We start from the raw sequence: 26,557 nt of genomic DNA on the forward strand, positions 1-26,557 counted from the left end.
ATCGGGAACCTGCGCCGCTCAAGGCCCAAGAAACTCCCCGCATACAAACCGTCATGAACCGCTTTTCAATGGACAAGACGGTCGAAATGCTGCTGCCTATCCTCGGGCTGGGCATGCTTGTCTTTTGGCAACGCGACGTGAAGCATGGGGCATGGCCTTGCGACCCGAGTCGCACGCTCAGTCGGCCACCACCGCGCCCCGCGCCAACGCAGCCCGGGCCAGTTGCCAGACTTCACGCGGGGGCAAGGACTTGAGTTTGTGGTCGCTCCACACTTGCCGCCACAAACGCCCACCGCGCTGGCCGTGGTACAGGCCCAGCATGTGCCGCGCGATCGCATACCAGGGGCAGCCGTCTTCGGCAAAGGCGCGCTCCATGTAGGACACCATGGCCTCTTCCACCGCTTCGCGGCTGGGCACTTCATGCGTGTCGCCAAAAAAAGTGGCGTCCCAACTGCCCAAAAGCCAGGGGTTGTAATAGGCCTCGCGCCCGACCATCACACCATCGGCCTGCTGCAAATGATGCGCAATGTCTTCGTTGGTCTTGATGCCGCCGTTCACCGCGATCAACAGGCCCGGAAAGTCTTTTTTGAGCTGATAAGCCAGCTCGTAACGCAGCGGCGGGATTTCGCGGTTTTCTTTTGGCGACAGGCCATCGAGCCAGGCATTGCGGGCATGCACGATGAAGACACGGCAACCGGCTTCGCTCACCGTGCCCACAAAGTCGCGCACAAAGTCGTAGCTCTCGGTGCGGTCAATGCCGATGCGGTGCTTCACCGTCACCGGCACATCCACCACGTCGCGCATGGCCTTCACGCCGTCGGCCACGGTGCGCGGCTCATTCATCAAGCAGGCACCAAACGCGCCGCGCTGCACCCGGTCTGAGGGGCAGCCGCAGTTGAGGTTGATCTCGTCGTAGCCCCAGTCTTGGCCCAGTTTGGCCGCGTGGGCCAAATCAGCCGCATCGCTGCCGCCCAGTTGCAGGGCCACGGGATGTTCTTCGGCGTTCAAGCGCAGGTGCCGCTGCACGCTGCCGTGGCGCAAGGCGCCGGTGGTCACCATCTCGGTGTAAAGCAAGGTGTGGCGGGTCAGCAGGCGGTGGAAAAACCGGCAGTGGCGGTCGGTCCAGTCCATCATGGGAGCGACCGAGAGACGCCAGCGTTGGGATTCGGGGAAATGCATGGGGGCTGATTATCCTTGCCTTGCATCGGCATGGACCGAAGCGGACAGCCAGCCCCAATAGCACGGCTGTCAAGTAACGCCACGACAAAGTGGACAATACGGCCACAAACTAGGGAGATCTTTCATGAACGATACAACGATGTGGTGGGTGCTGACCGGCGTCTTGGTGGCTTTGGAGTTGGTGACCGGCACCTTTTACCTGCTGATGTTGGGCCTAGGCACTGTGGCTGCGGCCTTGGTTGCATTCGGGGGATATGGCCTGAGTACGCAATTGGTGGCCGCCGCCGTGGTGGGCGGCCTGGGGGCCGTCTTTCTGGGCCAGTGGCGCAAGCGCCAAACCACCACGCCACAAGAAACCCAAGACCAACACCTGGACCTCGGCGCCACGGTGGAGGTCGAGGCCTGGGACGCACAAGGCACCGCCCAGGTCCAGCACCGGGGCGCCGCCTGGACCGCCTTGCTGGCCCCAGGTCAAATCGCCACACCGGGCGCGCATCGCATTCAGGCCATGGCAGGAAACCGCTTGGTGCTTGAAAAAATCTGAACACACCGATTTAAACCACCTAGAGGAAAATAAGCCATGGAATTCTCAGCCGTCCTTGTCATCATCGCAATCCTGTTCATCGTCAAGACCGTCAAGGTCGTGCCTCAACAAGAGGCCTGGGTGGTCGAAAGGCTGGGTAAATTCCACGCCAGCCTGGCCCCAGGCCTGAACTTTGTGGTGCCCTTTGTGGACAAGGTGATCCAGAAACACAGCCTGAAAGAAATTCCTCTCGACGTGCCCAGCCAGATTTGCATCACACGCGACAACACACAGTTGCAGGTGGACGGCATCCTGTACTTTCAGGTGACCGACCCCAAGCTGGCCAGCTACGGCTCGTCCAACTACATCGTGGCGGTGACGCAACTGGCCCAAACCAGCCTGCGCAGCGTGATCGGCAAGCTGGAGCTGGACAAAACGTTTGAAGAGCGTGACATCATCAACGCCCAGGTGGTGGCCGCCATCGACGAAGCAGCGCTCAACTGGGGCGTGAAGGTGCTGCGCTACGAGATCAAGGACCTGACACCGCCCAAAGAGATTTTGCTGGCCATGCAGTCGCAGATCACGGCCGAACGAGAAAAACGTGCCCTGATCGCCGCCTCCGAAGGCCGTCGCCAGGAGCAGATCAACATCGCTACCGGCGAGCGCGAGGCTTTCATTGCCCGATCCGAGGGCGAAAAGCAAGCGGCCATCAACAAGGCCCAAGGCGATGCCGCCGCCATCACCGAATTAGCCAACGCCACAGCCCAAGCCATTGAGCGGATTGCTACCGCCATACGCCAGCCTGGGGGCGAGCAAGCCGTGCAACTCAAGGTGGCCGAGCAAGCGGTGCAAGCCTATGCCAAAGTGGCACAAGACGCCAAGACCACGCTGATCGTGCCGGGTAACATGACCGAAGTGTCTGGTCTGATCGCCTCGGCCATGCGGATGGTGAGCACGGGCAAACAAGCGGGCTGAAGCTGAGCTGTAGATGCAAAAAAACCCGCCGAGGCGGGTTTTTTTCTGGCATCGGGCGATCCCCCGATGGCACCTGGACGGGCCTCAGGCCTTTTTAGCCCAGGCAGAGCACCAGCCTTTGGCCGACACTTGCTTGGCACCAAACAAGGGGCAACCCCCCGAAACAGCGCCCGGTTTGGCTTGGAACAATGCGCAGTTGGCACAGTTGCTTCCGGCGACGTACTTAGGGTTCTTGGCTTTGTCGACTTTGGTGGCGTCGGCTTTATAGGCCAGGCCCACCGCTTGTGGATCTTTTTCGTCCAACATGGCTTGAGCAGAGGCTTCGCTGGCCACCATGATGGCGGTTGCGGCTGTGGCCACTTGCATCATGAAGACGCGGCGGTTGGAAGGGATGGCGTTGAAACGGGACATGCTGGACTCCTCGAAGGTATATCAAAAATTACTGGACAGTTCATTGTGCGCCAGTTCAGTCGCATTGTCTTGACAAGCGCAATACCTGAGCAAATCACACAGGAAAGGCCCGGTCGCCCCAATGTCAGCCGGACTGGACAGCCCGTGTCAGAATGCGTACTTTCAAAGGCCCATGGCCCAGAGACAAGGAGTTTTTCATGTTGGAATTGCTGTTCGGTCTTGCGCTCTTTTTGGGCATCCACTCGCTGCAGAGCCTGGCTCCGCAATGGCGTCAAGGCGCACAACAGCGTTGGGGCGCACTGGGGTACAAGGCGGTTTATGCAGCGGTGTCCTTGCTGGGCCTGTATCTGCTGGTGCAAGGCTACGGCCTGGCGCGCCTCGACCCAGTGGTGCTATGGACACCCCCACGCGGCATGCAGCACGCCACCATTTTGCTGATGTGGTTGGCCATGGTCTTGCTGCTGGCCACGTATGTGCCAGGCAACCAGATCAAGGCCAAACTGCGCCATCCCATGACCTTGTCGGTCAAGGTCTGGGCACTGGGGCATTTGTTGTCCAACGGCAACTTGGCTGATGTGTTGCTGTTCGGCGGCTTTCTCGTCTGGTCGGTGCTGGTGTTCCGCGCGGCACGCCGACGAGACCGCGCGAAGATGTACTCTGCGCCCGACGGCCAACTGCTGGGCACATTGCTCACCTTGGTGGCGGGCACTGGGGTATGGGCGGCTTTCCTGATGGGCGGCTGGCACGTCTGGCTGGTGGGCGTGATGCCCTTCACACGCGCTGGCTAAGCCCGATTCATGGACGGCGACTGCCCCGTTGAAGCTGCGCCCATGAAACCACCTGCCTTGAGTGCATCCAATACCCAAAGCTCAACAGCCACGGCCCCAGCACGCAAGCTGTGCACCGACTGCGGCCTGTCTCGCACCAACGACCCCAAACGTTGCGGCCAGGCCTGCCAGTTCATCCAGCCCGACTACCCGGGGCTGGAGCGTCGCGTGCACGGCCGCGTACGCCAACAGGGCCACGCCGCGCACAAGGCTCAGCCCGACGAGTTGTTCTTTGGTCCTTACCAGCAGATCCTGAGCGCCCGCCTGGACCCGCCCACCCAGGGCGCGCAGTGGACCGGCATCACCACCCGCTTGGCCGAAGTGCTGCTCGAAAAAGGCCTGGTCGACGCGGTGATCGCCATGGCCGCCGACACGCACGACCGCTGGCGGCCCCGCCCGGTGTTGGTCACCCGCGCGCAAGACATGGCGCAGTGCCGGGGCATGCGCATGGGCTATGCGCCCTTGCTCAGCCTGGTTGAGCCCGCGCTGGCCCAAGGCCACAAGCGCCTGGCTGTCATCGGCATCCCCTGCCAAGTCTATGCGCTGCGCGCCATCCAGCCGCAGCTCGAACAAGAGCAAGGGCTGGAACAGTTGTATGTCATCGGCACGCCCTGCTCGGACAACACCACCACCGAAAACTTTCACCAATTTTTGGGGTTGATTTCTGACAGGCCAGAAGACATCAGCTATGTCGAGTTTCGCGCCGACTACAAGGTGGAGGTGCGTACCGACCAGGGCGACAAGCGGCTGATTCCATTTTTGAACCTGCCACTGTCCACCCTGCCGCCCGACTTTTTTCCGCTGACCTGCCGCACCTGCGTGGACTACACCAATGCGCTGTCCGACATCACCGTGGGTTACATGGGTGGGCACGGCCAGCAATGGTTGCTGGTGCGCAACGCACGCGGGCAAGCCGTGTTGAATGGCATCCAGAACCAACTGGTCGCCAGCACACCGATCAGCCGAGGCAAAAGAGAGGGCCCCGTGCGGGGGTTCATGGCCAACACCGAGCGCGCCGCGGGGGGCCTGCCGCTGCGACGCATGCCCGCCTGGATCAAGCCGCTGGTCAACTGGCTGATGCCCCGGGTCGGCCCGCGTGGCCTGGAATTTGCCCGCGCCAGAGTCGAGATGAAGGCGATCGAGTCCATCTTGCACCTGCGCCGCGAGGCACCTGCGCGCATCAAGAACATGCTGCCTGCACATGTCTGGGCGCTGGCGGCGCGCTATGGCCTCCAACCCGAGGCAGCCGTCCCCGAAAAATCCAAACCCGAAACCCCCTCATCCTCTGCCCCTCTGGACACATCAAACCACAAACTGTAAATTTAACTTGACACTTTGGCGCGTCTTTTGGATGATGGTCCGAGAACAGTTTTGCGGAAATACGCCCCATGGCATTGACCTTCCCCTTCGCGGCCATCGTTGGTCAGGACGACATGACTCTCGCCATCCAGGTGGTGGCGGTCGACCCCTCCATTGGCGGCGTGCTCGTGCTGGGTGACCGGGGTACCGGCAAATCCACCGCTGTGCGGGCCCTGGCCGATTTGCTGCCACCCATTCAGGTGGTCAAGGGGTGCCCCTACCGCTGCGACCCGACCCAACCGGCGGGCAACTGCCCGGCCTGTCAGGGGCGTGCACCGAAAACCAAAATCGTGACCGAGCGCCAGAGCGTGGCCGTGGTTGACCTGCCTTTGGGTGCGACCGAAGACCGCGTGGTTGGCGCGCTCGATCTGGAAAAGGCCCTGTCGCAAGGCGTTAAATCCTTCGCCCCCGGCCTGCTGGCGCAAGCGCACCGGGGCTTTTTGTACATCGACGAAGTCAACCTGCTCGACGACCATTTGGTGGACCTGCTGATCGACGTGGCCGCCTCGGGCGAAAACCTGGTCGAGCGCGAAGGTCTGAGTGTGCGCCACCCAGCGCGCTTTGTGTTGGTGGGCAGCGGCAACCCCGAAGAGGGCGAGTTGCGCCCGCAACTGCTGGACCGTTTTGGCCTGTCGGTGCAGGTGCGCACGCCGCAAGACCTTGCGCTGCGGGTGGACATCATCAAACGCCGCGACGCCTTTGAAAAAGACCCGGTCGGCTTCAAGGCGCTGTGGCACAAAGACAACCAGAAGCTGCAAAAACGCATCCTCAAGGCGCGTGGACGTTTGGCCGCGGTCACGGTGAGCGACGACATGCTGATGCTGTGCGCCCGGCTGTGCCAGCAACTGGGCACCGACGGCCTGCGCGCCGAACTCACGCTGCTGCGTGCCACCCGCGCCTTTGCCGCGCTGCAAGGGCAATTGACGGTGCAGGCCGAACACCTGCAAAGCATGGCCCCGCTGGCCCTGCGCCACCGTCTGCGCCGCAACCCTCTGGACGACACCGACTCGGGCGTGCGCGTGCAACGCAGCCTGCAAGAAGTGCTGGCCACTTGAGGCGCTGCACTGCCCTGCAGCCCATGGCCCACAACAACAACCCAACCCAGCAGCGCCTGCATGCCTGGCACGATGCGCTGACCAGCCTGCAAATTCTGCAGCTCGACCCGCACGGCTTGGGTGGCGTGTGCCTGCGCGCGCCGCACGGCCCGGTGCGCGAGCGCTGGCTGAGCGCGCTGGCGGGCTTGGGCCTGCCACTGGTCAAAGTGCCCGGCTCCGCCGATGCCGAGCGCCTGCTGGGTGGCATCGATCTGGCCTACACCCTGCAAACAGGGCAACTGCGCATGCAAGCGGGCTTGTTGCAACAAGCCGACCAAGGCCTGGTTTGCCTGCCCATGGCCGAGCGCCTGCCCCCGGCCCTGCTGGCTCCCCTGCTGCAGGCCCTGGACACTGGCCAAGTGGCGGCCACACAACACGCCAGTGCGCCCAGCGCCACCCGCTTTGGCGTGGTGGCGCTGGACGAATCCTTGCCCGACGAGGCGGGCGTGAACGCTGCGCTGCAAGAGCGCCTGGGCCTGTGGCTTGACCTTCAGGCGCTGTCGCATTCGGACATCGACGCGGGGCTGGACAGCCACACGATCCACAGCGAAGAAGATGCACTGCAGCTTCACCTGAGCCCTGGGGCGCTGTCGCGGGCACGCGCAAAACTGCTGCACGTGCAAGCCAGTGATGCACAACTGCACGCACTGTGCGCTTCGTCGCTGGGCCTGGGCATCCCCTCCTTGCGTGCGCCCAGCCTGGCGCTGCGCGCGGCTTGTGCGCACGCAGCGCTCAACGGGCGCAGCGTGCTGGACGACGAAGACCTGGGCTTTGCCGCGCGCTGCGTGCTCGCGCCCCGCGCCACGCAGTGGCCTGCCGAGCCGTCAGAAGAAAAAGAACCCACAGAGCCGCCGCAATCCGACAACACTGAACCACCGCAAAACCTGGAGCCGAGCGATCCGCCGCCATCGGGCCAAGCGCCAGAAGATGCGCCGCAAGACACCCTACCCCAAGAACCCAGCGCCGAAGACCTGCAAGAGATGATGGTGGCCGCCGCCCTGGCCAGCTTGCCGCCGCACATGCTGGACGCACTGGCCACACAAAAAGGCGCGCGCAGCAGCCACACCTCCGGCCGCAGCGGCCAGACCCGGGCCGGTCAACAACGTGGCAGGCCCCTGCCCGCACGCCCGGGACGCCCCGGCGGCCATGCGCGGCTGCATGTGTTGGCCACCTTGCGCGCTGCCGCGCCCAAGCAACGCTTGCGTCTGGCAGCGCCTCTGACCTCTGGCAGCGACACAGCAGCCAGCACCCAACGCCGCATCGCCATCCGCGCCGAAGACTTCCACATCCAGCGCCACCAGCAGCGGTCATCGAGTTGCCTGATCCTGGCGCTCGACGCCTCCGGCTCGGCCGCCTTGCAGCGCCTGGCCGAAGCCAAGGGCGCGGTCGAGTTGCTGCTGCAGCAGTCCTATGCACGGCGCGACAGCGTGTGCATCGTGGCCTTTCGGGGTGCGCAGGCTCAGTTGTTGCTGCCCGCAACACGCTCGCTGGTGCGCGCCAAACGCGCCATGACCGGCTTGCCCGGTGGTGGCGGCACTCCCCTGGCACTCGCCCTCAAAATGGCGCACGAACAAGCCGCCTTGCTGCAGCGCCAGGGTGTCACGCCCATCCTGGTGGTGCTGAGCGACGGGCGCGCCAACGTCACACTGCAAGGACTGGGCGGCCGTGCCCAGGCACTGGCCGACGCCGACAACTGGGGCCAGCAATGGCGCAGCAGCGGCCACTGCGCTCTGTGGATCGACACCAGCGTTCAGCCCGATGCCCAAGCCCGGCAACTGGCCGCGACCATGGGTGCGAGCTACATGCCCATGCCGCAGGTGCAAGCCCAGCGCATGGCCCACGCCATGGACAACCTGCGCACAGGCCTTGCCTGAGCCCTGCCATGTTCGAGCGTTTTTACCCCAGCATGTCCTGGGCCGAACACCGGCCACACTGGCCACATACCCAGCACAGCCGATTTGTGAAGGCTGGGGGTATCCACTGGCATCTGCAAATGATGGGCCAGGGCCCTTGCATGCTGCTCTTGCACGGCACTGGTTCGGGCAACTTCAGCTGGCGCGGCCTTTTGCCCACGCTGGCTCAGCACTTCACCGTGCTTGCACCTGACTTGCCGGGCCACGCCTTCACCAGCCGGGGGCCCGACGGTGCCCTGTCGCTGCCCGGCATGGCCGAAGCTCTGCGTGCCCTGACGCTGCAATTGCAATTGACGCCCCAAGTCATCGTGGGCCATTCGGCCGGAGCCGCGATCGCCGCCCACATGGCGTTGCACATGGACAGCCTGGCGCGCAGCACCCTGATCGGTCTGAACCCGGCTTGGCTGCCGCTGCCCGGTGTGGCCTCGTGGTTGTTTGGCCCAGCGGCCAAACTGGCGGCGCTCAACCCGCTGTCGGCCTGGGCTACCGCCAAAATGGCGGCCCAACCCGCAGCCGTGGCCGAGTGGCTTGAGCGCACCGGCTCCACGCTCGATGCACAAGGGCTGGATTTGTACACCCGCGTGCTGAGCGACTCGGGCCATGTGCACGGGGTGCTGTCGATGATGGCGGCCTGGCAGCTCAAGCCTCTGGCCGCGCGCCTGCATGAGATCCGCAACCCGGTGTTCATGCTCATTGGCGCGCAAGACCAGACTGTGCCCCCGGCACTGGCCGACCAAGCAGTCTTGCGCCTGCCGCACGCCCAACAACACCGGCAAGCGGGTTTGGGCCATCTGGCCCATGAACAAGATCCGGTCGGCACCAGCCAGTACATTTTGCGCTGCAGCAAAAACTGACAAACCCATGCCCGATGGGTGGTTCCCGTCTTGTGGTACTTTCAAGACATGGTTTTGTCCCTTGATTTCCTCTCATTGCCTTTGATGGTCGGTGCTGCGCTGGTGTTCATCAGCGTCTTGGCCGGGGTGTTTTCTGCGCGCATCGGTTTTTCTTTTCTGTTGATTTTTTTGGTGGTCGGCATCTTGGCGGGCGTTGACGGGCCTGGGGGCCTGGTGTTTGACGATTTCCGTCTGAGCTTCTGGGTCGGTAACGTGGCCTTGGCCGTGATCTTGCTGGATGGCGGCCTGCGCACCCAGATGGCCACGTTTCGCACCGGTTTGCGCCCTTCTCTGTTATTGGCCACGCTGGGCGTGGTGCTGTGCACCGGCATCACCGGTTTTGCGGCCTATTGGCTGTTGGATTTGTCCTGGCCGCTGGCTTTGCTGGTGGGGGCCATCGTCGGCTCGACCGACGCAGCGGCCGTGTTCTCCCTGCTCAAATCCTCCGAAGTGCACCTGAACGAGCGGGTGGCAGCCACACTGGAAATCGAGTCGGGCATGAACGATCCCATGGCGGTTTACCTGACCCTGACCTTCATTGCCATCGCCTTGGCCATGGGACAGCCCGACACGACGACACCGGGGGTTTTAGACGTGTTGCTGTCACTGCTGCAACAAATGGGCTGGGGCAGCGTGTTGGGTCTGGCCTGCGGGTGGGCCATGGCCGAACTGCTCAAACGCCTGGGCCGAGGAGAAGACGGCGGCGGCGGTGTTCGCGCGCTCCTCATTGTCTCGGGTGGACTGACGGTGTTTGCCTTCACCACCTGGTTTGGCGGCTCAGGCTTTTTGGCGGTCTACCTGATGGGTGTGGTGGTGGGCAACCGGGCACGGCGGCAGGTGCGCGCATCCTTGTCGGCCATGGACGGCTACGCCTGGCTGTCCCAGGCGGGCATGTTCTTGTTGCTGGGTCTGCTGGTGACCCCTTCCGACATGTTGACCACACTGTGGCCTGCGATCGGGGTCTCGCTGGTGCTGATGTTCGTGGCACGCCCACTGTCGGTCTGGCTGTGCCTGAAGCCCTTGCACTTTTCTGGGCGCGAGATCACCTTCATCTCCTGGGTGGGGCTGCGCGGGGCGGTGCCGATTGTGTTGGCGGTGTTCCCGGTGATGGCGGGGGTGGAAAACGCCAACATTTACTTCAATGTCGCCTTCATTGTGGTGCTGACTTCGTTGGTGCTGCAGGGCTCGACGATTGCCTGGAGCGCGCACCGCCTGAATGTGGTCCTGCCTGACCTGGACGACACCGAACATGCCCGTCTGGTGTTTGGTGATTTTGTATTGGCAGCGCCCACACCCATGGGCGATCTGTGCCTGTTTTACGGTTTGGAATTGCCCTGCGATGCCGAAAAGACCGTGGGCCTATGGTTGGCCGACACGCTGCACCGCCCTCCCGTAGAAGGTGACACGGCGCACCTGGGCAAAGCCGAGATCAGCGTGCGCGCCACCGATGGCAACCGCATCACCCAAGTGGGCATTCGCATCACCTGAAGCGCCTGAACGCAAAAAATCCGCCACGGCCTGCAGCGATGCCCGTGCCGCTTCTTCCTGGGGCACATGCCCCACTGCGGGCCAGGACACCAGACGGCTGCCCGGGATGGCCTGTAGGTAATCGCGGGCATTGCCAAACGGGATCATGGCGTCGGCCTCGCCCCAAACCAGCAAAGTAGGGGCCTTGATCTGGCGCAGCAGCGGCCCGGGTTCTTGCAGCACGGTTTGACTCAAGCGCTCGAGCATGGCCTGGCGCGCGCCCGGAGCGCGCAACAAGTCGTGGTATCTGTCGATCAGCGCATCGCTCAGGCTATCGGGCTGCGCATAAGCGGCTTGCAAGTTCATGCGCAACAGCGGCTTGGGCAGCACATGACGCATCAGGCCCAGCGTGGCGGACACCTCGATGGGCTTGCCGTATTCAAAACCAGAACTGGCAAAGCCGTCCGGGGCCACCAGCACCAGCCGATCGACGCGCTCGGGGTAACGTGCCGCCAAAGTCCAGGCAATGCGTCCCCCCATCGAATGGCCCACCCAACTGGCGCGGGCCACACCCGAGTCGTCCAGCAGGCGCAACAGCATTTGCACACTGCGCGCATCGCTATAGTCGTGCGCCGGATCGGGCGGGCTCAGGCCACTGCCCGGCAAATCGATGCGGATCACCCGGTGGGTGGCAGACAGTCCCTCAGCCCAGACGTCCCAGGTGTGCAGACTGGACCCAAAACCATGCAGCATGACCACCACGGGTGCCGCACGCGGCCCCGTGTCGCGCACATGCAGCGCCCAAGGGTCCACCGTGCGCAGGTCACCCGGCGCACTCAGGTAGTGCTTGTGCAACTGCTCGCGTGGCAGGTCAGGGGTCCACAACCACAGTGACAAGGCGCTCAAGACGGTCAAAGCCAACATCAGGGGCTTTCTTTGCCTGCGTTGCCAGCCGCCTGTCCTGCGCTCAGGCAGGCGGGCCAAAGGGGCCATTGAGCAGCACCGTCTGCACATTCAGCACAGCGGCGATGCTGACCCAGACCCAGTAAGTGACCAAAAGCAAACTGGCCCAGCGCGACAAACGCCAAAGGCCAATGACCATCGCCAAAATCGACAACCACAAGAACACCAGCTCGAACAGTGCCCAGTCCGGGCGCTGCAGTTTGAAGTAAAGCGCGCTCCAGAGGATATTGAGCAGCGCGTTCGCGCCAAACAAAACCAGCACTCGGCGTCGCAGTGCATGGGTGTCCGCTGCCTGCCAGGCCAACCAGCCGCTGATGGCGCACAGCGTAAAAATAGTGCTCCAGATCACGCCAAAAGCGGCATCTGGTGGCTTCCATGCGGGGTGGCGTAAGGCCAAATACCAAGGCCCCAGCTCGGTCAGGGCGGCACCGATGCCCGCTGTGGTGTAGCTGAGCACAAAAGCCACCAGCAGGGCACGCAGCGAAGCCTGGCCCATGCGCCATGAGGTCACCACGGGCAAACCGTGTTCGGGGTGCGGACTCACCAAGACCTCACGTGCGCGCCAGGCCCAACAGGTGCGCCATGTCCTTGAAGAAAATGCGCACATGCGCCATCGGGTCCTTGCGCGCCAACTCCTTGTTCATGTAGGACTCAAACGTCAAACGCTGCACATCGCGGTCTTCGCAAATCTTGACGAACTTCTCACGACGGCGGTCGCTCTGGTACCAGAAGTACTGCATCACCCCCAGGATCCAGAACACGCGGCCGTGTTGCTTCATGAAACTCTTGCGGCCTTGTTTGAGGCAAGCGCTGTTGCCGGTTTTGAGGGCCTGATGGGTGCCTTGGGCGACGCGGCGGGCGCAGTCCATGGCGTAATAAATACCCTCGCCCGATGAGGGTGCGACCACACCTGCAGCATCACCCACCACCACCACGTCGCGGCCGTTGTCCCATTGGGGCAAGGGCTTGAGAGGTATCGGCGCACCTTCGCGGCGCAAGGTGGGCGCATTGACCAGACCGGCAATTTCACGCAAACGTGCCGTGGCGCCGCGCAATGAATAGCCCTTGTCGGCGCTGCCCATGCCCACGCTCATGGTCTTGCCGTGCGGAAACACCCAGCCATAAAAGTCGGGCGAGACCTCACCCTGGTAATACACATCGCAGCGCGCTGCATCGTAGCCCGGCTGGCCGATGGGCGACTCGATGATCTCGTGGTAAGCGAACACGTATTTGGTCTTGTGCGCATTCGGGATGGCCTGTCGCGCCACTTCGGAACGCGCGCCATCGGCCCCCACCACCATCCGGGTGCTGACCTTGACAGGTTTTGCGTGCTCGCCGGCTGTATGCCCCTTGGACGTGACCGGGGTGTAATGCACCCACAACTGCTGGCTGACATCGTGCTCGACCTTGTCAAAAATAGCTTGGCACCGCACCGCTCCCGACTGGGCGGCGCGTTCGCGCAAATACTCGTCGAATTCGTCGCGGTCCACCATGCCGACGAAGCCGTTGTCGATCGGGATATCGACCTTGTTGTCGGCGGGTGAGATCATGCGGGCGCACTTGACCTTGGCCACCAGCAGGTGGTCGGGGATATCAAAGTCCTGGATCAGCCGCGGCGGAATCGCCCCGCCACAAGGCTTGGTGCGGCCCTGGCGGTCAAGCAACAACACCCGCCAGCCTTGGCGCACCAAATCGTGGGCAGCGGTGGCTCCGGCAGGCCCCCCCCCCACCACCACCACATCAAAATCATTCTGGTTCATGAGCTTGACCCACCTTTCAACAACGCGGAACCATCAAAACGCAAGGGCAGACGTGCAGGAGACCCGGAACGAAGACGCAAGGCCACCGCAGCCGAGACAGCAAACATCATCGCTTGCATGCCAAACACGGCCGCATAGGCCGTGCGCTGTTCACCCAACAGGACTTGGGCCAAGTCACTGGCCGCCGTGCCCAGCAAGCCGCCCAAACCAAAGGCCGCCGCTTGGGCTGCCCCCCACAAACCCATGCGCGTGCCTTCACGGCCCCTACCGCTGCCGTCAGCGCCATCACCGGCCAAACGCATCATGGTGGCAATCGCTGCAATCGAAAACGCGCCGTTGGCCACACCCAGAAACACCACATTGGCCTTGAGTGGCCACTCGCCCGACAAGGCCGAGCTGACCAAACCCACCGTGGCCAGCGCCGACACAAGGCACCCCCCCACCATCCAGGCCTGCACCGATCCCAGTCGCCCTGCCACCCATCGCGAGCCCGCCCCGGCCACTGCCAACATGCCGATCAGCACGCCCATGTGATGCCAGCCCGACAACTGGGTGGTCTGGCCAGGTGTGAAACCGTGCACGGCTCCTGCAAAGGGTTCCAGAATCAAATCCTGCGCGCTGTAAGCCAGCATGGACATGAACACAAACACAGTGAAGGTGCGCGCTGCGGGTTCGGACCAGACCTCCCGGAAGGCTTCTTTGAATTTTTGCTTTTGCAAACGCTCGGTGTTGGCACTCGGCACAACCACCTCAATGGCCTCGTCGTCTTTTTCGAGACCCCACAAGCACAGGGCCGTGATGAATGCGGTGACCAGGCTCAGGCCCGCAGAGACTTTCAGCAGCACCCGAGGGCTGTAGGGGTCAATGAGTTGGCCCACGACCCCTGCGGTGATGGCGAAGCCCATGATCATCATCAGCCACACGGCGGTGGCAGCAGGTGCGCGGCGCTCATCGGGCACCCGCTTGGCCATCAGGGCCAGCAGCGAGGTACCACAGGCGCTCACGCCCAAACCGATCAAGCTGAATGACAACCAAGCCAACAATGCACCGTAAAACGGCTCGGCGGCCATCCAGACCGTGGCTGTGGCAGCCATCACCCCGCCCAGGCCCAAGACCAGCATGCCGCCCATCATCCACGGGGTGTTGCGCCGACCCTTGTCAGCACCAAAACCCATGCGCGGGCGCACCATTTGAACTGCGTAATGCCAGGCCACCAAAAAGCCCGGCAACAAAGCAGGCAGCGCCAGCTCGACCACCATGATGCGGTTGAGCGTGGAGGTGGTCACCACCACCACCGCGCCCAGACAGGCCTGAATCAAACCCAGGCGGATGATCTGAAACCAGCCAAACGTCGGTGCCCTCATGCCCACCCCCCGACGCCATGTGTTTGCAATTGACGCAGCCCCCAGGCACTGACCATCATGCCGCTGACAAACAAGGGCACGCCAAAAGCACTGACCTGCAAGGCGCGAGCCACCGGTTCGTGCAAAAACCGCGCCATCAAAGGCCACTGCGCCAAAGTCAGCGCCAGCACGGCACTCGCGTGCCAAGGCAATTGCCAGAGCAGCAGCAAAGCCGCCACCGCCACTTGCGGCACCAGCATGAACAAGCAAGCCACCCGCGCCGCGCCCAAGGCACCGAGCTGAACCGGCAAGGAAGCCACCCCCATGCGGCGGTCACCCTCCATGGCTTTGAAATCATTGAGTGTCATGATGCCGTGCGCTCCCACGCTGAACAGCAGAGCCAGCGCCACAGCATGCAGCCCGGGCCAAGCGCCGCCCAACATGACCGCCGTGCCCGTCAGCCATGCCAAGCCTTCATAACTCAAGGCGCAAGCGGCGTTGCCCCACCAGCCGTTTTGTTTCAGACGCACAGGCGGCGCACTGTAGGCCCAGGACAATGCGATCGCTAACGCGCATGCCGCAAAGCCCCATGGCCCCATGAGGGTGGCCCACAACAGCGACAACACCGTCCAGCCGATGGCAATGCCCAGACCCCAGCGGCCAGGCATGCGACCGGAGGGAATCGGGCGCTCGGGCTCGTTGATGGCATCCACATGACGGTCAAACCAGTCGTTCACCGCCTGGCTGCTGGCACACACCAATGGCCCTGTCAGCACCAGCCCCAAAAGCAGCAAACCCCAGTGAGCACGCAAATCCTGGCCTGAAGCCACCACACCACAGGCAAATGCCCACATGGGCGGAAACCAGGTGATGGGCTTGAGAAGTTCGGTCACCGTCCCCAGCGCAGGCCGCGTGAGCCCATGCACGCTCACGCGTTCAACCGGTGCCGAGAGGGAGGCCGAGGGGGGAGGCACATGGGCTAATGGCGGAATGTCCATGCCCTGATTGTGAAGATGGTTTTGAAAATGTCAATCGAGATTGACACTTATCGTCATTTTTTATTGACAGCTCAGGGAAGATCGGTTTCCACCTCTGAGACCATGCCAAAGCGGCGCAACTTGACGTAGAGGCTTTGCCGGGACAGCCCCAGCATTTCAGCCGCCGAGGCTCGGTTGTTGTGGGTCAACTCCAGTGCCGCTTCGATGCAAATGCGCTCGATGGTATCGACGGTCTCTCCCACGATGTCCTTGATCGGCCGTCGGCCCACCAACTGCGACAGATCGGCAAAAGGATTGTTGGCCTGGTTTTTCGACACCGAGCCCCCCCCCTGAAGGCGGCGGTCCATGTCACGCACAAAAAAGGCAAACATCGGCTCGGGTCGAGCCAGGCACACGGCCGACACCTCCACAGGCAAAGTCATGCCCGACAAAGTGCGCACCTCGGTCGCAAAATTACGCACCGGCAATTGCTGGCGCAAACTGGTGTTCAGCACACCCCAATCGACCGCCCCACGCAGCAGCCAGCGCTCCAGGCTCTGTCCCACCACTTGAGAAGAGGCCGTCAAGCCCAACAAGGCCATGCCTTCTTCGTTGACGCTTTTGATGATGCCGGCGGTGTCAGTCAGCAGCCAGCCATCCGGAAAGCGCTCCATGGCCTCACTCAGCGCGGCCGAAGAACTGGCATCCTGATGGATCACCGGGCTGGCATCTCGGGTGACTATGCGCACCAGAAATTGCGCGCCACCTTCTTGCCGGAACACGGTGGCGGAGACCGTCCAGGCAGAAGGCAGGCCTGCAATCCGGGCCGCGCACATCTCGATGCGGCCTGTGGCCAGCGCCATGCGCAGCAGAGATTGAACCTCACCCTGGCTATCGCCTTCAAAACATTCACGCACATCGCGGCCCACCAAGCGTTTGCCGGCGTCCTTGAGCAGGGACTGTGCGCCCACATTGGCTTCCAACACGCGCTGGGTGCTGGCGTCCACCATCAGCACCGCTTCGGAAGAGGTGTCAAACAAGACGCGGTAGCGCGCCTCAATGTGCCGCAGGCGCAAATAATCGCGCTCCATGGACTGCTGGGTTTCCACCAGCCGTCGCTGCAGCTCGGCCAAACTCTCCAGGTCGCGCCCCATGGCCAGGATTTGGCCGCCACCCAATGGCAAGACCACATACTGCAAAGCCACCTCGGCACCGGTGGGCGACAAGTGGTTGACATGCCGCCAGCGCATCACCTCAGGGACTCCCTGGGACACCAGCATTTCCTGTATTTTGACCCGGCTCTCACTGGTCACGGTGTCGATCCAGCGCCGACCAATCCAGGACTGACAACCCAAAGCAGCCAAGGTGTCGCGTCCGGTTGACACGTCCTCGATCACACCCTGCGCATCCATGACCAAGGTGACATCAGACACCACGCCCAACAACTGGGAAAAACTGGACGGATCCAAAGAAGGAAGCTTCATTCTGTAAACCAAGGATTTAGGTAATCAGGGTTTTGACACCCGGATTTGCCGTGGAAGTATAGGCCTAAAGAAAACCCCCAAGACATGACCTTTGGCCAACAAGGTGAAGTCACGCATACCAAGGTACAAGTCAGCATGTCAGGATGTCTTGTCAAAGACCTTCGACATGAGCTGCCCCATGAACGCCACGGTGGCCGGCGCATCTTCGGCCACCACCTGGGCGGCCAGCGCCTTGAGGCGCTCGGGCGCAACATGGGTCATCGGCCCACCCACAAACACCTGCAAGTTCAGATTGTCAGCGCCCTCGCGCAACTGCGGCAGCACGCTGCCCAGCGTCTGCAAGTGCCGGTCCGTGCTCACCGAAATACCCACCGCGTCATACCAGTCTGCCTGGAACAGGCGCTTGAACTCGGTCACATCCTGCGGCACGCCCAAAGTCACCGTCCAGCCCGCGCGTTTGAAGAATTCGCTGAGCATGAACAGTCCCATGCTGTGTTGAGCTCCCGGCTCGGTCATCAAAAGCAGGCTCAAGCCATTGGCTTGCCGGGGCGCTTCTTGCAAAAACTCGCTGCTGAAGTCGTGCAACAGTTGCTGTAAATGCGCCGACGCGATGGTGGTCATGGCGAAGTCCAGCCGGTCGGCGCACCACCAATCTCCCAACAGGCGGGCACAAGGCGTGATGCCTTGCAGATAAATGTCTTCCAGCGATTGCCCCTGCCGCTGCCAGCCAAAAACCACCTGACGTGCCGCATCCAGCCCCTGAAGGCAAGCTTGCGCCAGAATTTGGATTTGCGCCAGATCGAGCGCCGACTTGCCGGTAAACGTGGTGCCGCCCACCAGACGCGGCCCCACAGGTGAGCCCTGTCGCAAAGCTTGCGGCAAATGCTGTGTCAACCTTGGTCCGCAGGGCAGTGACTGGGAGTTTTCGACATTGAATTGCGCCATGACAAGCACCGATCATCAGAGAAAGACACCAGCGGCAGGCTCCACCGGATTGGAGTGCTCGTCGCAAGAGTTGCATGGAGCAGGGTCAGGGAATGACCCCACAAGACACAGCATTGAGTGTGCGTGGATTGCGCTGACTTGTATTCAGTGTAAACCCTATCATTCGCAAATATTGTCAATTTATGTTGACACACTGTATCTCCAGACTTACATTCATTCCAAACTCAAACAACCGACAAGGTTTGCCATGCCCGCTCCCAGCACCCAGGTTTTGTACACGCCAGCGCAACGCGCCCGGCGTGACGCGACCGCTTGGACACTGGTCCAAGGGGTCTTGGCACCCGTTCAGTTCCTGATCTTTGGCATCAGCCTGTACCTGGTGCTGCACAGCTTGCAAACGGGCGAACATACCGACTGGGCCCTGGCCTCGGTGGCGATCAAGACCTTGGTGCTCTACGCCATCATGGTCACCGGGGCCATCTGGGAAAAAGTCGTCTTTGGCCAATACCTGTTTGCCCCAGCTTTCTATTGGGAAGACGTGGTCAGCATGGGTGTTTTAGCCCTGCACACCGCTTATTTGTGGGTCTGGTGGCAAGGCGTTTGGAGCCCCACCGACCAACTGCTGCTGGCCTTGGCGGCCTATGGCAGTTACGCCATCAACGCTGCCCAATACATCCGCAAGCTGCGCATGGCGCGGCTGCAAAAAACCTCCACTTCTTTGCCCACATCGGGTGCACAGGCCAGCACATGAGCACCGTCATCCCCATCCGCGCAGAAACTTCCGCCTCAACCTACCGGTTGTACCGACCGTCGTGCCTTTGGTCGAACGCGGCCAGCGCGAGGTGTTTTGCGGCCTCACCGGCATCATCTGGATGCACCGCAAAATTCAAGACGCCTTCTTTTTGGTGGTGGGCTCACGCACTTGCGCGCACCTGATCCAGTCGGCAGCGGGCGTGATGATTTTTGCCGAACCCCGCTTTGGCACCGCCATCATCGACGAGCGCGACCTCGCCGGTTTGGCCGATGTGCACGAAGAACTCGACCGCGTGGTGGGCCAGTTGCTGGCGCGCCGCCCCGACATCCGCTTGTTGTTCTTGGTGGGCTCATGCCCATCTGAAGTCATCAAGCTCGACCTGTCGCGCGCGGCCGAACGCCAAAACCAGATTCACCACCCCAAGGTGCGCGTGCTCAACTACTCGGGCAGCGGCATCGAAACCACCTTCACCCAAGGCGAAGACGCATGTCTTGCGGCCATGGTCCCCGGCCTGCCCGCCAGCACCAACACCGCGCCCGCCCTGATGGTGGTGGGCACCCTGGCCGACGTGGTCGAAGACCAGATGCGCAGCCTGTTTGATCGCATGGGTCTGCAAGTCAGCTTCTTCCCGCCGCGCAACAGCCAAGCCATGCCGGTGGTCGGCCCCAACACCCGCTATTTGTTGGCCCAGCCTTTCTTGGCCGACACCGCCCGCGCTTTGCAGTCGCGCGGCGCGCAGCACCTCGCCGCCCCCTTCCCGCTGGGCGTGGAAGGCACAACCGCTTGGCTGCAAGCGGCCGCCACCGAGTTTGGTGTGGCCCCCGAGGTGTTTGAACAAGCCACCGCAGCACCACGCCAGCGCGCCGAAAAAGCCTTGGCCGTGCAGCGCCAAATGTTGCAAGGCCAGCGCATCTTTTTCTTCCCCGACTCGCAGCTCGAAATCCCGTTGGCCCGCTTTGTCAATCGCGAGCTGGGCATGGACCTTGTGGAAGTGGGCACGCCCTATTTGCACCGCCAGCACATGGCCGAAGAGCTCGCGCTCTTGCCCGCGGGCACCCGCATCAGCGAAGGCCAAGACGTGGACTTGCAGCTCGACCGCTGCATCGCCGATGCCCCCGACCTCGTGGTGTGTGGCCTGGGTCTGGCCAACCCACTCGAGGCCCAAGGCATCACCACCAAGTGGGCCATCGAGTTGGTCTTCACCCCCATTCAGGGCTACGAACAAGCGATTGATCTGGCTGGCTTGTTCAGCCGTCCACTCAAGCGCCGCCTGAAGTTGGCCGCTTAAAGCTCAGGAACACCCCATGCAACTGACGCTCTGGACTTACGAAGGACCACCCCATGTGGGCGCGATGCGGGTAGCCACCGCCATGACCGATGTGCACTACGTGCTGCACGCCCCGCAAGGCGACACCTACGCCGACCTGCTGTTCACCATGATCGAGCGCCTGCCGCGCCGCCCGCCCGTCACCTACACCACCTTCCAGGCGCGTGATCTGGGCGGCGACACGGCCGAACTCTTCAAAGACGCAGCCCGTCAGGCCATGGCGCGCTTCAATCCTGCGGCCATGCTGGTGGGCTCGTCCTGCACAGCAGAGTTGATCCAGGACGACCCGGGTGGTCTGGCCCAGGCCCTGAAACTCACCATTCCCGTGGTGGCCCTAGAGCTGCCCTCTTACCAGCGCAAGGAAAACTGGGGCGCGAGCGAGACCTTCTACCAACTGTGTCGCCACCTGGTGCACAAGCCTGCAGCCAAGTCCGAAACCCCCGACAAACCCGCCAAAGCTCGGCCCACTTGCAACCTCCTCGGCCCCAGCGCCCTGGGTTTCCGCCACCGCGACGACGTCAAGGAAATCACCCAACTGCTCAACCAATTGGGTGTGGACGTGGCCGTGGTCGCGCCCCTGAGTGCCAGCGTGGCCGATGTGCAAAAACTGGCCGAGGCCGACTTCAACGTGGTGCTCTACCCCGAGATTGGTCTGGCCGCCGCGCAATGGTTGCAGCGCCAGTTTGACCAGCCTTACACCAAGACCGTGCCACTCGGTAGCCACGCCACCCGCGACTTCATTGCCGAAGTCTGCGCCCTGACGGGCCTGCCCCTGCCCGCACAAGACCCCGACAACGCCCATGCCCCCTGGTACGCCAAGTCGGTCGACTCGACCTACCTGACCGGCAAGCGCGTCTACATTTTTGGCGACGCCACCCATGTGGTGGCCGCTGCCCGCATCGCCAGCCAGGAGATGGGTTTTGAGGTGGTGGGCCTGGGCAGCTACAGCCGAGAATTTGCCCGCGAAGTGCGCGACTGCGCCAAGCGCCACGGGATTGAAGCGCTCATCACCGACGACTACCTGGAAGTCGAAGACCAGATCAACGCCCTGCAACCTGAGCTGATTTTGGGCACGCAAATGGAGCGCCACATCGCCAAGCGCCAAGGCATTCCCTGCGCGGTGATTTCAGCCCCGGTGCATGTGCAGGACTTCCCGGCCCGCTACGCGCCGCAAATGGGTTTTGAAGGCGCCAACGTCTTGTTCGACACCTGGGTGCACCCGCTGATGATGGGTCTGGAAGAACACCTGATCGGCATGTTCCGCGAAGACTTTGAATTCCATGCCGGGGCCGCACCTTCGCATTTGGGCAGCACACGGCCTGCGGCTGAGAGCATGGCACCGGTAGCTGCCGCACCTGCCGCAGTCAACGCGCCCATGGCCATGGCACAAACACCGGCCAGCACCCCGGTGCCCCAATTGGTGACCGACAGCATCCAAGCCGTCGCCACCCCCGCCCAAGCCGCTTCGAACCAGGCCACCTGGAGCGCCGAAGCAGAAAAGGAGCTGGGCAAGATCCCGTTCTTTGTGCGTGGCAAAGCCCGTCGCAACACCGAGCGATTTGCCCAGGACCTGGGCGTGGCGACCATCACCGTGGAGACGCTCTACGATGCCAAAGCCCATTTCAGCCGCTAAGTCCAGCAAGCCCTTAACACCACGCATGAGCGTGGTGCTGCTGACCATGGACAGCCACCTGGCCAGCGCCGCTGAAAGCGCCGCCGAACGTTTAGACCGCGACTTGCCGGGTCTGCACCTGCAAACCCACAGCGCCTCGGCCTGGCGCGACAGCGAAACCGCCCTGGCCAACTGCCTGGCCGCCGTGGCGCAGGCCGACATCGTCATCGTGACCATGCTCTTCATGGAAGACCATTTCCTGCCGGTGCTCGACGCCCTGCAAGCGCGCCGCGATCATTGCGACGCCATGGTCTGCATCATGTCCGCGCCGCAGGTCACCCAACTCACCCGCATGGGCAAATTGGTCATGGGCCGCGAATCAACGGGCCTGATGGCCTTGCTGAAAAAGCTGCGCCCCACAGCCAAAAACAAAGACACGGGTTCCGAGACCGGCGCGCCCTCAAGCGCCGGGGCCAAGCAAATGGCCATGCTGCGCCGCCTGCCCAAGCTGCTGCGTTTCATTCCCGGCACCGCGCAAGACCTGCGCCTGTTCTTCCTGACCATGCGCTACTGGCTGGCCGGTTCCGAGCACAACATCGAGCATCTGGTCAAAACCCTGGTGCACCGCTACGCCCAAGGCCCCCGCGAACCCCTGCGCGCTTTGGCCCAGCCGGAAGACCCGATCGAATACCCCGAAGTGGGCCTGTACCACCCGCAGATGAAAAACCGCATCAGCGAACAGCTGAGCGACCTGCCCGGTCATGGCCGCAAAGACCAGCCTGCCGTGGGCTTGCTGCTGCTGCGCTCGTATTTGCTGGCGGGCAACACCGCGCATTACGACGCGGTGATCACCTCGCTGCAAGCACGCGGCCTGCGCGTCATTCCCGCCTTTGCCAGTGGCCTGGATGCCCGTCCGGCAATGGACCGGTTTTTTAAAATTGGTGGTGCCCCGACCATCCAGTCGCTGGTCTCTCTGACCGGTTTTTCACTGGTGGGCGGCCCCGCCTACAACGACGCCAGCGCCGCCGAAGTGGCCCTCAGCGAACTCGATGTGCCCTACATCGCCGCACACCCACTGGAGTTCCAGTCGATTGAGCAATGGGGCAGCTCCACTCGTGGCCTGCTGCCCGTGGAGAACACCATCATGGTAGCCATCCCCGAACTCGACGGCTCCATCTTGCCCATGGTCTACGGCGGACGCCCCGGCCCTGCCGGGCAAACCTGCACCGGCTGCGACAAGCGCTGCACCTTCCCCACTGGCCCGCGCAGCCGGGACATGTTCACCTGCAGCGAGCGCACCGACATGCTCAGCGCACGCGTGCAGCGCCTGGTCCAACTGCGTAACAAACCACGTGCCGAACGCAAGCTGGCCATCGTGTTGTTCAACTTTCCACCCAACGCAGGCAGCGTGGGCACCGCCGCTTATTTGTCGGTCTTCCAGTCCCTGTTCAACACCTTGCAGCGCTTGGCGCTAGAAGGCTATCGGGTCGATCTGCCAGACAGCGTAGACGACCTGCGCCAACGCTTGCTGCAAGGCAACGCCAGCCAATACGGCACCCAGGCCAATGTGCTGCACGCCATCGACAACGGCCACCATGTGCAAAACGAGCGCTGGCTAAGCGAGATCGAAGCGCAGTGGGGCCCCGCGCCCGGCAAGCACCTGACCAACGGCCAGTCGATCTTTGTGCTGGGTGCGGCCTTTGGGCAGGTGGTCGTCACGGTGCAACCTGGCTTTGGCTACGAAGGCGATCCGATGCGCCTGCTCTTTGAAACCGGCTGCGCACCCACCCACGCCTTCAGCGCGTTTTACCGTTACCTGCGCGACGATTACGCCGCCGACGCGGTACTGCACTTCGGCACACACGGCGCACTTGAATTCATGCCCGGCAAACAAACCGGCCTGTCGGCACAGTGTTGGCCCGACCGCCTGATCGATGCCTTGCCCAATGTTTACCTGTACGCCGCCAACAACCCTTCCGAGGGTGCGCTGGCCAAACGCCGGGGTGCGGCCACGCTGGTCAGCTACCTCACTCCCTCACTCACCCATTCGGGTCTGTACAAAGAACTGGTCAGCCTGCAGCAATCCATCGAGCGCTGGCAGCAAATGGGCCCGGATCAGGCCTTGGACCGGGCAGGCCTGACCGAATTGATCCACGAACAAGCCCGCAGCATCGACCTGAGCGTACCTGCCACACTCGACCCAGATGCCAACACCGAGCACGCTTGGATCGAGCAATTGCAAAACCAGTTGCTCGAACTCGAATACGCCCTCATCCCCGAAGGCCTGCACGTCATGGGCCAGGCCCCCACACGCGAACAGCGCCTGGGCACACTCAAAGTGATGGCCGATGCCATGGGTTTGAAAGCCGCCCAAAACGCCGCCCTCATGGAAGCCCTGGTCGATGGTGCCAACGAGGCACAACTGAACGCAGAGTTCAGCGCCGATTTGATGAGCGACGACAAAGCCCAGGCCGATGCCCTGCGCCAACTGGTGCGCAGCAACCGCCTGCTGGGCGAAGACCACGAAATGCAAGGCCTGATGCGCGCGCTGGATGGCCGCTACCTGGCTCCTGCACCTGGCGGCGACCTGATCCGCAACGCCAACGTGCTGCCCACCGGGCGCAACCTGCACGGCCTGGACCCCTTCCGCATGCCGTCTGCCTTTGCCGTGCGCGACGGCCAGCGCCAGGCCGACAAACTCCTGGCCCGCTACCAACAAGACCACCAGGCCCTGCCCGAAACCGTGGCCATGGTGCTGTGGGGCACCGACAACCTCAAGACCGAAGGCAGCCCGATGGCACAAGCCCTGTCCTTGATGGGCGCGGCTCCGCGCTTTGACAGCTACGGCCGTTTGGCTGGTGCGCAACTGATTCCCTTGGCCGAACTCGCCCGCCCCCGCATCGACGTGGTCATCACCCTGTCAGGCATCTTCCGTGACCTGCTGCCCATGCAAATCCGCCTGCTGGCCGAAGCGTCTTTCTTGGCCGCCAGCGCCGATGAACCGGCTGATCAGAACTTCATCCGCAAACATGCCCTGGCCTTTCTGGCCGAACACGAAGGCAGCACCTTAGAAAGCGCAGCGCTGCGGGTGTTTGGCAACACCGAAGGCGCGTACGGCGCGAATGTGAACCACCTGATCGACAGCAGCTGCTGGGACAACGAAAACGAGTTGGGCGACGCCTTCACCCAGCGCAAAGGCTTTGCCTACGGCCGCGAAGGCCGCCCGGTGCGCAACACCGCCGTGCTGCAAAGCGCGCTGGCCAGCGTCTCTCTGACCTACCAAAACCTCGACTCGGTCGAGCTGGGCGTGACCAGCATCGACACCTACTTCGACACCTTGGGCGGCATCAGCCGCGCCGTGTTGCAGGCCAAGCACCAGCGCGACGGCAACGCGGCCGTAGCCCCGCCCGTGTTCATTGGCGACCAGACCCAAGGCGACGGCGTGGTGCGCAGCCTGACCGAACAAGTGGCCCTGGAAACCCGCAGCCGCATGCTCAACCCCAAGTGGCACGAAAGCATGTTGCAACACGGCTACGAAGGCGTGCGCCAGATCGAAGCGCACCTGACCAACACCATGGGCTGGTCGGCCACCACAGGGCAAGTGCAGCCCTGGGTGTACCAACAACTGGCCCAGACCTTTGTGCTGGACCCCGCCATGCGCGAGCGCATGGCCCAGCTCAACCCCACCGCATCGGCCAAAGTGGCCAACCGCCTGCTGGAGGCCACCCGCCGCCAGTACTGGCAACCCGACGCCGAAACCATGACAGCTTTGCTGCGGGCGGGCGAAGAACTTGAAGACCGCCTTGAAGGCATACACGAAGGACTCCCAGCATGATCGAAACCACCAGCATCCCTGTGAACAGCATCCAGAGGGTACGCGGCGCAGACGGCGAAGGCAGCGTGCAGTTCCAGATGGACCCCACCGTCAAGATCGGCACCGCCAAGGTGTTTGCGGTCTACGGCAAAGGCGGCATTGGCAAGAGCACCACATCGTCCAACCTGTCGGTGGCCTTCAGCAAACTGGGCAAGCGCGTGCTGCAAATTGGTTGCGACCCCAAGCATGACTCCACCTTCACCTTGACCAAAAAGCTCATGCCCACCGTGATCGACGCGCTCGAAACGGTGGACTTCCATGCCGAAGAGCTGCGCCTCGATGACTTCGTTTTCAAAGGCTACAACGGCGTGATGTGCGTCGAAGCCGGCGGCCCACCCGCAGGCACCGGCTGCGGCGGCTATGTGGTCGGTCAGACCGTCAAGCTGCTCAAGGAACACCACCTGCTCGAAGACACCGACGTGGTGATTTTTGACGTGCTGGGCGACGTGGTGTGCGGCGGTTTTGCCGCGCCCCTGCAACACGCCGACCGCGCCCTGATCGTGACGGCCAACGACTTCGACTCGATCTTCGCGATGAACCGCATCGTGCAAGCGATTGGTGCCAAGGCCAAAAACTACAACGTGCGTTTGGGCGGCGTGATCGCCAACCGCAGCGACGCGACCGACCAGATCGACAAATACAACGCGGTCACTGGCCTCAAGACCATGGCGCACTTCCCCATGCTGGATGAGATCCGCAAGAGCCGTTTGCAAAAGTGCACCCTGTTCGAGCTCGAGCCCACCCCCGCCGTCAAGGCCGTGCAGGACGAGTACATGCGTTTGGCTGCCGCGCTCTGGCTGGGGGCCGACCCGCTGCCATCGATCCCGATGAAAGACCGTGACATTTTTGACCTGCTGGGTTTTGACTGATCCGCGCA

Annotated in this window: 21 protein-coding genes and 1 pseudogene; 13 read left to right on the plus strand and 9 right to left on the minus strand. The window is 62.8% G+C overall.

Annotated features, from left to right (window positions below; genetic code table 11):
* Positions 1 to 177: 177 nt before the first annotated feature.
* On the minus strand, positions 178 to 1,179 hold the full coding sequence (dusA, locus tag HEQ17_RS00740; protein ID WP_296290801.1) for a tRNA dihydrouridine(20/20a) synthase DusA: 1,002 nt from the start codon (positions 1,177 to 1,179) through the stop codon (positions 178 to 180).
* Positions 1,180 to 1,303: 124 nt separating this feature from the next.
* Between dusA and HEQ17_RS00745 the strand changes: the two genes are divergently transcribed.
* Both HEQ17_RS00745 and HEQ17_RS00750 read left to right on the plus strand, forming a co-directional pair.
* The gene (locus HEQ17_RS00745) at positions 1,304 to 1,723 is read left to right on the plus strand and encodes an NfeD family protein (protein ID WP_296290802.1); all 420 of its coding nucleotides are present in this window, start codon (positions 1,304 to 1,306) and stop codon (positions 1,721 to 1,723) included.
* 36 nt (positions 1,724 to 1,759) lie between these two features.
* Complete coding sequence (locus HEQ17_RS00750) at positions 1,760 to 2,677, plus strand: stomatin-like protein (RefSeq protein WP_296290803.1); 918 nt, start codon at positions 1,760 to 1,762, stop codon at positions 2,675 to 2,677.
* A gap of 84 nt (positions 2,678 to 2,761) precedes the next feature.
* Here the strand turns inward: HEQ17_RS00750 and HEQ17_RS00755 are convergent, their stop codons facing one another.
* Positions 2,762 to 3,088, minus strand: a complete 327-nt coding sequence (locus HEQ17_RS00755; protein ID WP_296290804.1) for a high-potential iron-sulfur protein — start codon at positions 3,086 to 3,088, stop codon at positions 2,762 to 2,764.
* Positions 3,089 to 3,285: 197 nt separating this feature from the next.
* Between HEQ17_RS00755 and HEQ17_RS00760 the strand changes: the two genes are divergently transcribed.
* The 6 genes from HEQ17_RS00760 (at position 3,286) to HEQ17_RS00785 (ending at position 10,662) form a co-directional block, all read left to right on the plus strand.
* Positions 3,286 to 3,876, plus strand: a complete 591-nt coding sequence (locus tag HEQ17_RS00760) for an NnrU family protein (protein WP_296290805.1) — start codon at positions 3,286 to 3,288, stop codon at positions 3,874 to 3,876.
* A 42-nt stretch (positions 3,877 to 3,918) separates the two neighbouring features.
* The gene (locus tag HEQ17_RS00765) at positions 3,919 to 5,235 is read left to right on the plus strand and encodes a Coenzyme F420 hydrogenase/dehydrogenase, beta subunit C-terminal domain (RefSeq protein WP_296290806.1); all 1,317 of its coding nucleotides are present in this window, start codon (positions 3,919 to 3,921) and stop codon (positions 5,233 to 5,235) included.
* Between the two features lie 68 nt (positions 5,236 to 5,303).
* Positions 5,304 to 6,329 carry a magnesium chelatase ATPase subunit I gene (gene bchI, locus HEQ17_RS00770; protein WP_296290807.1) on the plus strand — a complete coding sequence of 342 codons (1,026 nt, stop codon included), beginning with the start codon at positions 5,304 to 5,306 and terminating at the stop codon, positions 6,327 to 6,329.
* A 23-nt stretch (positions 6,330 to 6,352) separates the two neighbouring features.
* Positions 6,353 to 8,242 carry a magnesium chelatase subunit D gene (locus tag HEQ17_RS00775; protein WP_296290808.1) on the plus strand — a complete coding sequence of 630 codons (1,890 nt, stop codon included), beginning with the start codon at positions 6,353 to 6,355 and terminating at the stop codon, positions 8,240 to 8,242.
* An 8-nt stretch (positions 8,243 to 8,250) separates the two neighbouring features.
* Positions 8,251 to 9,135: an alpha/beta fold hydrolase BchO gene (bchO, locus tag HEQ17_RS00780; RefSeq protein WP_296290809.1), complete on the plus strand. Its 885-nt coding sequence runs from the start codon at positions 8,251 to 8,253 to the stop codon at positions 9,133 to 9,135.
* A 48-nt stretch (positions 9,136 to 9,183) separates the two neighbouring features.
* On the plus strand, positions 9,184 to 10,662 hold the full coding sequence (locus tag HEQ17_RS00785) for a potassium/proton antiporter (RefSeq protein ID WP_296290810.1): 1,479 nt from the start codon (positions 9,184 to 9,186) through the stop codon (positions 10,660 to 10,662).
* 9 nt (positions 10,663 to 10,671) lie between these two features.
* Here the strand turns inward: HEQ17_RS00785 and HEQ17_RS00790 are convergent.
* The 7 genes and pseudogenes from HEQ17_RS00790 to HEQ17_RS00820 all read right to left on the minus strand — a co-directional run.
* A pseudogene (locus tag HEQ17_RS00790) lies at positions 10,672 to 11,655 on the minus strand (alpha/beta fold hydrolase); the annotation flags it as partial.
* Positions 11,609 to 12,148, minus strand: coding sequence for a TspO/MBR family protein (locus HEQ17_RS00795; RefSeq protein WP_296290811.1), 540 nt, complete (start codon positions 12,146 to 12,148; stop codon positions 11,609 to 11,611). The pseudogene HEQ17_RS00790 and the gene HEQ17_RS00795, both read right to left, overlap by 47 nt.
* A 7-nt stretch (positions 12,149 to 12,155) precedes the next feature.
* Complete coding sequence (locus HEQ17_RS00800) at positions 12,156 to 13,364, minus strand: geranylgeranyl diphosphate reductase (RefSeq protein ID WP_296290812.1); 1,209 nt, start codon at positions 13,362 to 13,364, stop codon at positions 12,156 to 12,158.
* Entirely contained in the window at positions 13,361 to 14,728 is a 1,368-nt protein-coding gene (locus HEQ17_RS00805) for a BCD family MFS transporter (RefSeq protein WP_296290813.1), read from the minus strand. The genes HEQ17_RS00800 and HEQ17_RS00805 overlap by 4 nt, the downstream gene beginning before the upstream one ends.
* The gene (chlG, locus tag HEQ17_RS00810) at positions 14,725 to 15,705 is read right to left on the minus strand and encodes a chlorophyll synthase ChlG (RefSeq protein ID WP_296290814.1); all 981 of its coding nucleotides are present in this window, start codon (positions 15,703 to 15,705) and stop codon (positions 14,725 to 14,727) included. The genes HEQ17_RS00805 and chlG overlap by 4 nt, the downstream gene beginning before the upstream one ends.
* A gap of 71 nt (positions 15,706 to 15,776) precedes the next feature.
* On the minus strand, positions 15,777 to 17,168 hold the full coding sequence (gene ppsR / locus HEQ17_RS00815) for a transcriptional regulator PpsR (RefSeq protein WP_296290815.1): 1,392 nt from the start codon (positions 17,166 to 17,168) through the stop codon (positions 15,777 to 15,779).
* 138 nt (positions 17,169 to 17,306) lie between these two features.
* The gene (locus HEQ17_RS00820; protein ID WP_296290816.1) at positions 17,307 to 18,113 is read right to left on the minus strand and encodes a B12-binding domain-containing protein; all 807 of its coding nucleotides are present in this window, start codon (positions 18,111 to 18,113) and stop codon (positions 17,307 to 17,309) included.
* A gap of 247 nt (positions 18,114 to 18,360) precedes the next feature.
* On the opposite strand from HEQ17_RS00820, the gene bchF reads away from it, so the two are divergent.
* The 5 genes from bchF (at position 18,361) to bchL (ending at position 26,549) form a co-directional block, all read left to right on the plus strand.
* Positions 18,361 to 18,864: a 2-vinyl bacteriochlorophyllide hydratase gene (bchF, locus tag HEQ17_RS00825; RefSeq protein WP_296290817.1), complete on the plus strand. Its 504-nt coding sequence runs from the start codon at positions 18,361 to 18,363 to the stop codon at positions 18,862 to 18,864.
* A gap of 61 nt (positions 18,865 to 18,925) precedes the next feature.
* Positions 18,926 to 20,155, plus strand: coding sequence for a ferredoxin:protochlorophyllide reductase (ATP-dependent) subunit N (locus HEQ17_RS00830; RefSeq protein ID WP_296290818.1), 1,230 nt, complete (start codon positions 18,926 to 18,928; stop codon positions 20,153 to 20,155).
* 16 nt (positions 20,156 to 20,171) lie between these two features.
* On the plus strand, positions 20,172 to 21,827 hold the full coding sequence (bchB, locus tag HEQ17_RS00835; protein WP_296290819.1) for a ferredoxin:protochlorophyllide reductase (ATP-dependent) subunit B: 1,656 nt from the start codon (positions 20,172 to 20,174) through the stop codon (positions 21,825 to 21,827).
* On the plus strand, positions 21,802 to 25,641 hold the full coding sequence (locus tag HEQ17_RS00840) for a magnesium chelatase subunit H (protein WP_296290820.1): 3,840 nt from the start codon (positions 21,802 to 21,804) through the stop codon (positions 25,639 to 25,641). The genes bchB and HEQ17_RS00840 overlap by 26 nt, the downstream gene beginning before the upstream one ends.
* Positions 25,638 to 26,549 carry a ferredoxin:protochlorophyllide reductase (ATP-dependent) iron-sulfur ATP-binding protein gene (bchL, locus tag HEQ17_RS00845; protein WP_019429120.1) on the plus strand — a complete coding sequence of 304 codons (912 nt, stop codon included), beginning with the start codon at positions 25,638 to 25,640 and terminating at the stop codon, positions 26,547 to 26,549. Before HEQ17_RS00840 ends, bchL begins: the two co-directional genes overlap by 4 nt.
* The last annotated feature ends 8 nt before the right edge of the window (positions 26,550 to 26,557 follow it).

The organism is Limnohabitans sp. (assembly GCF_023910625.1).
Taxonomy (GTDB): domain Bacteria; phylum Pseudomonadota; class Gammaproteobacteria; order Burkholderiales; family Burkholderiaceae_C; genus Limnohabitans_A.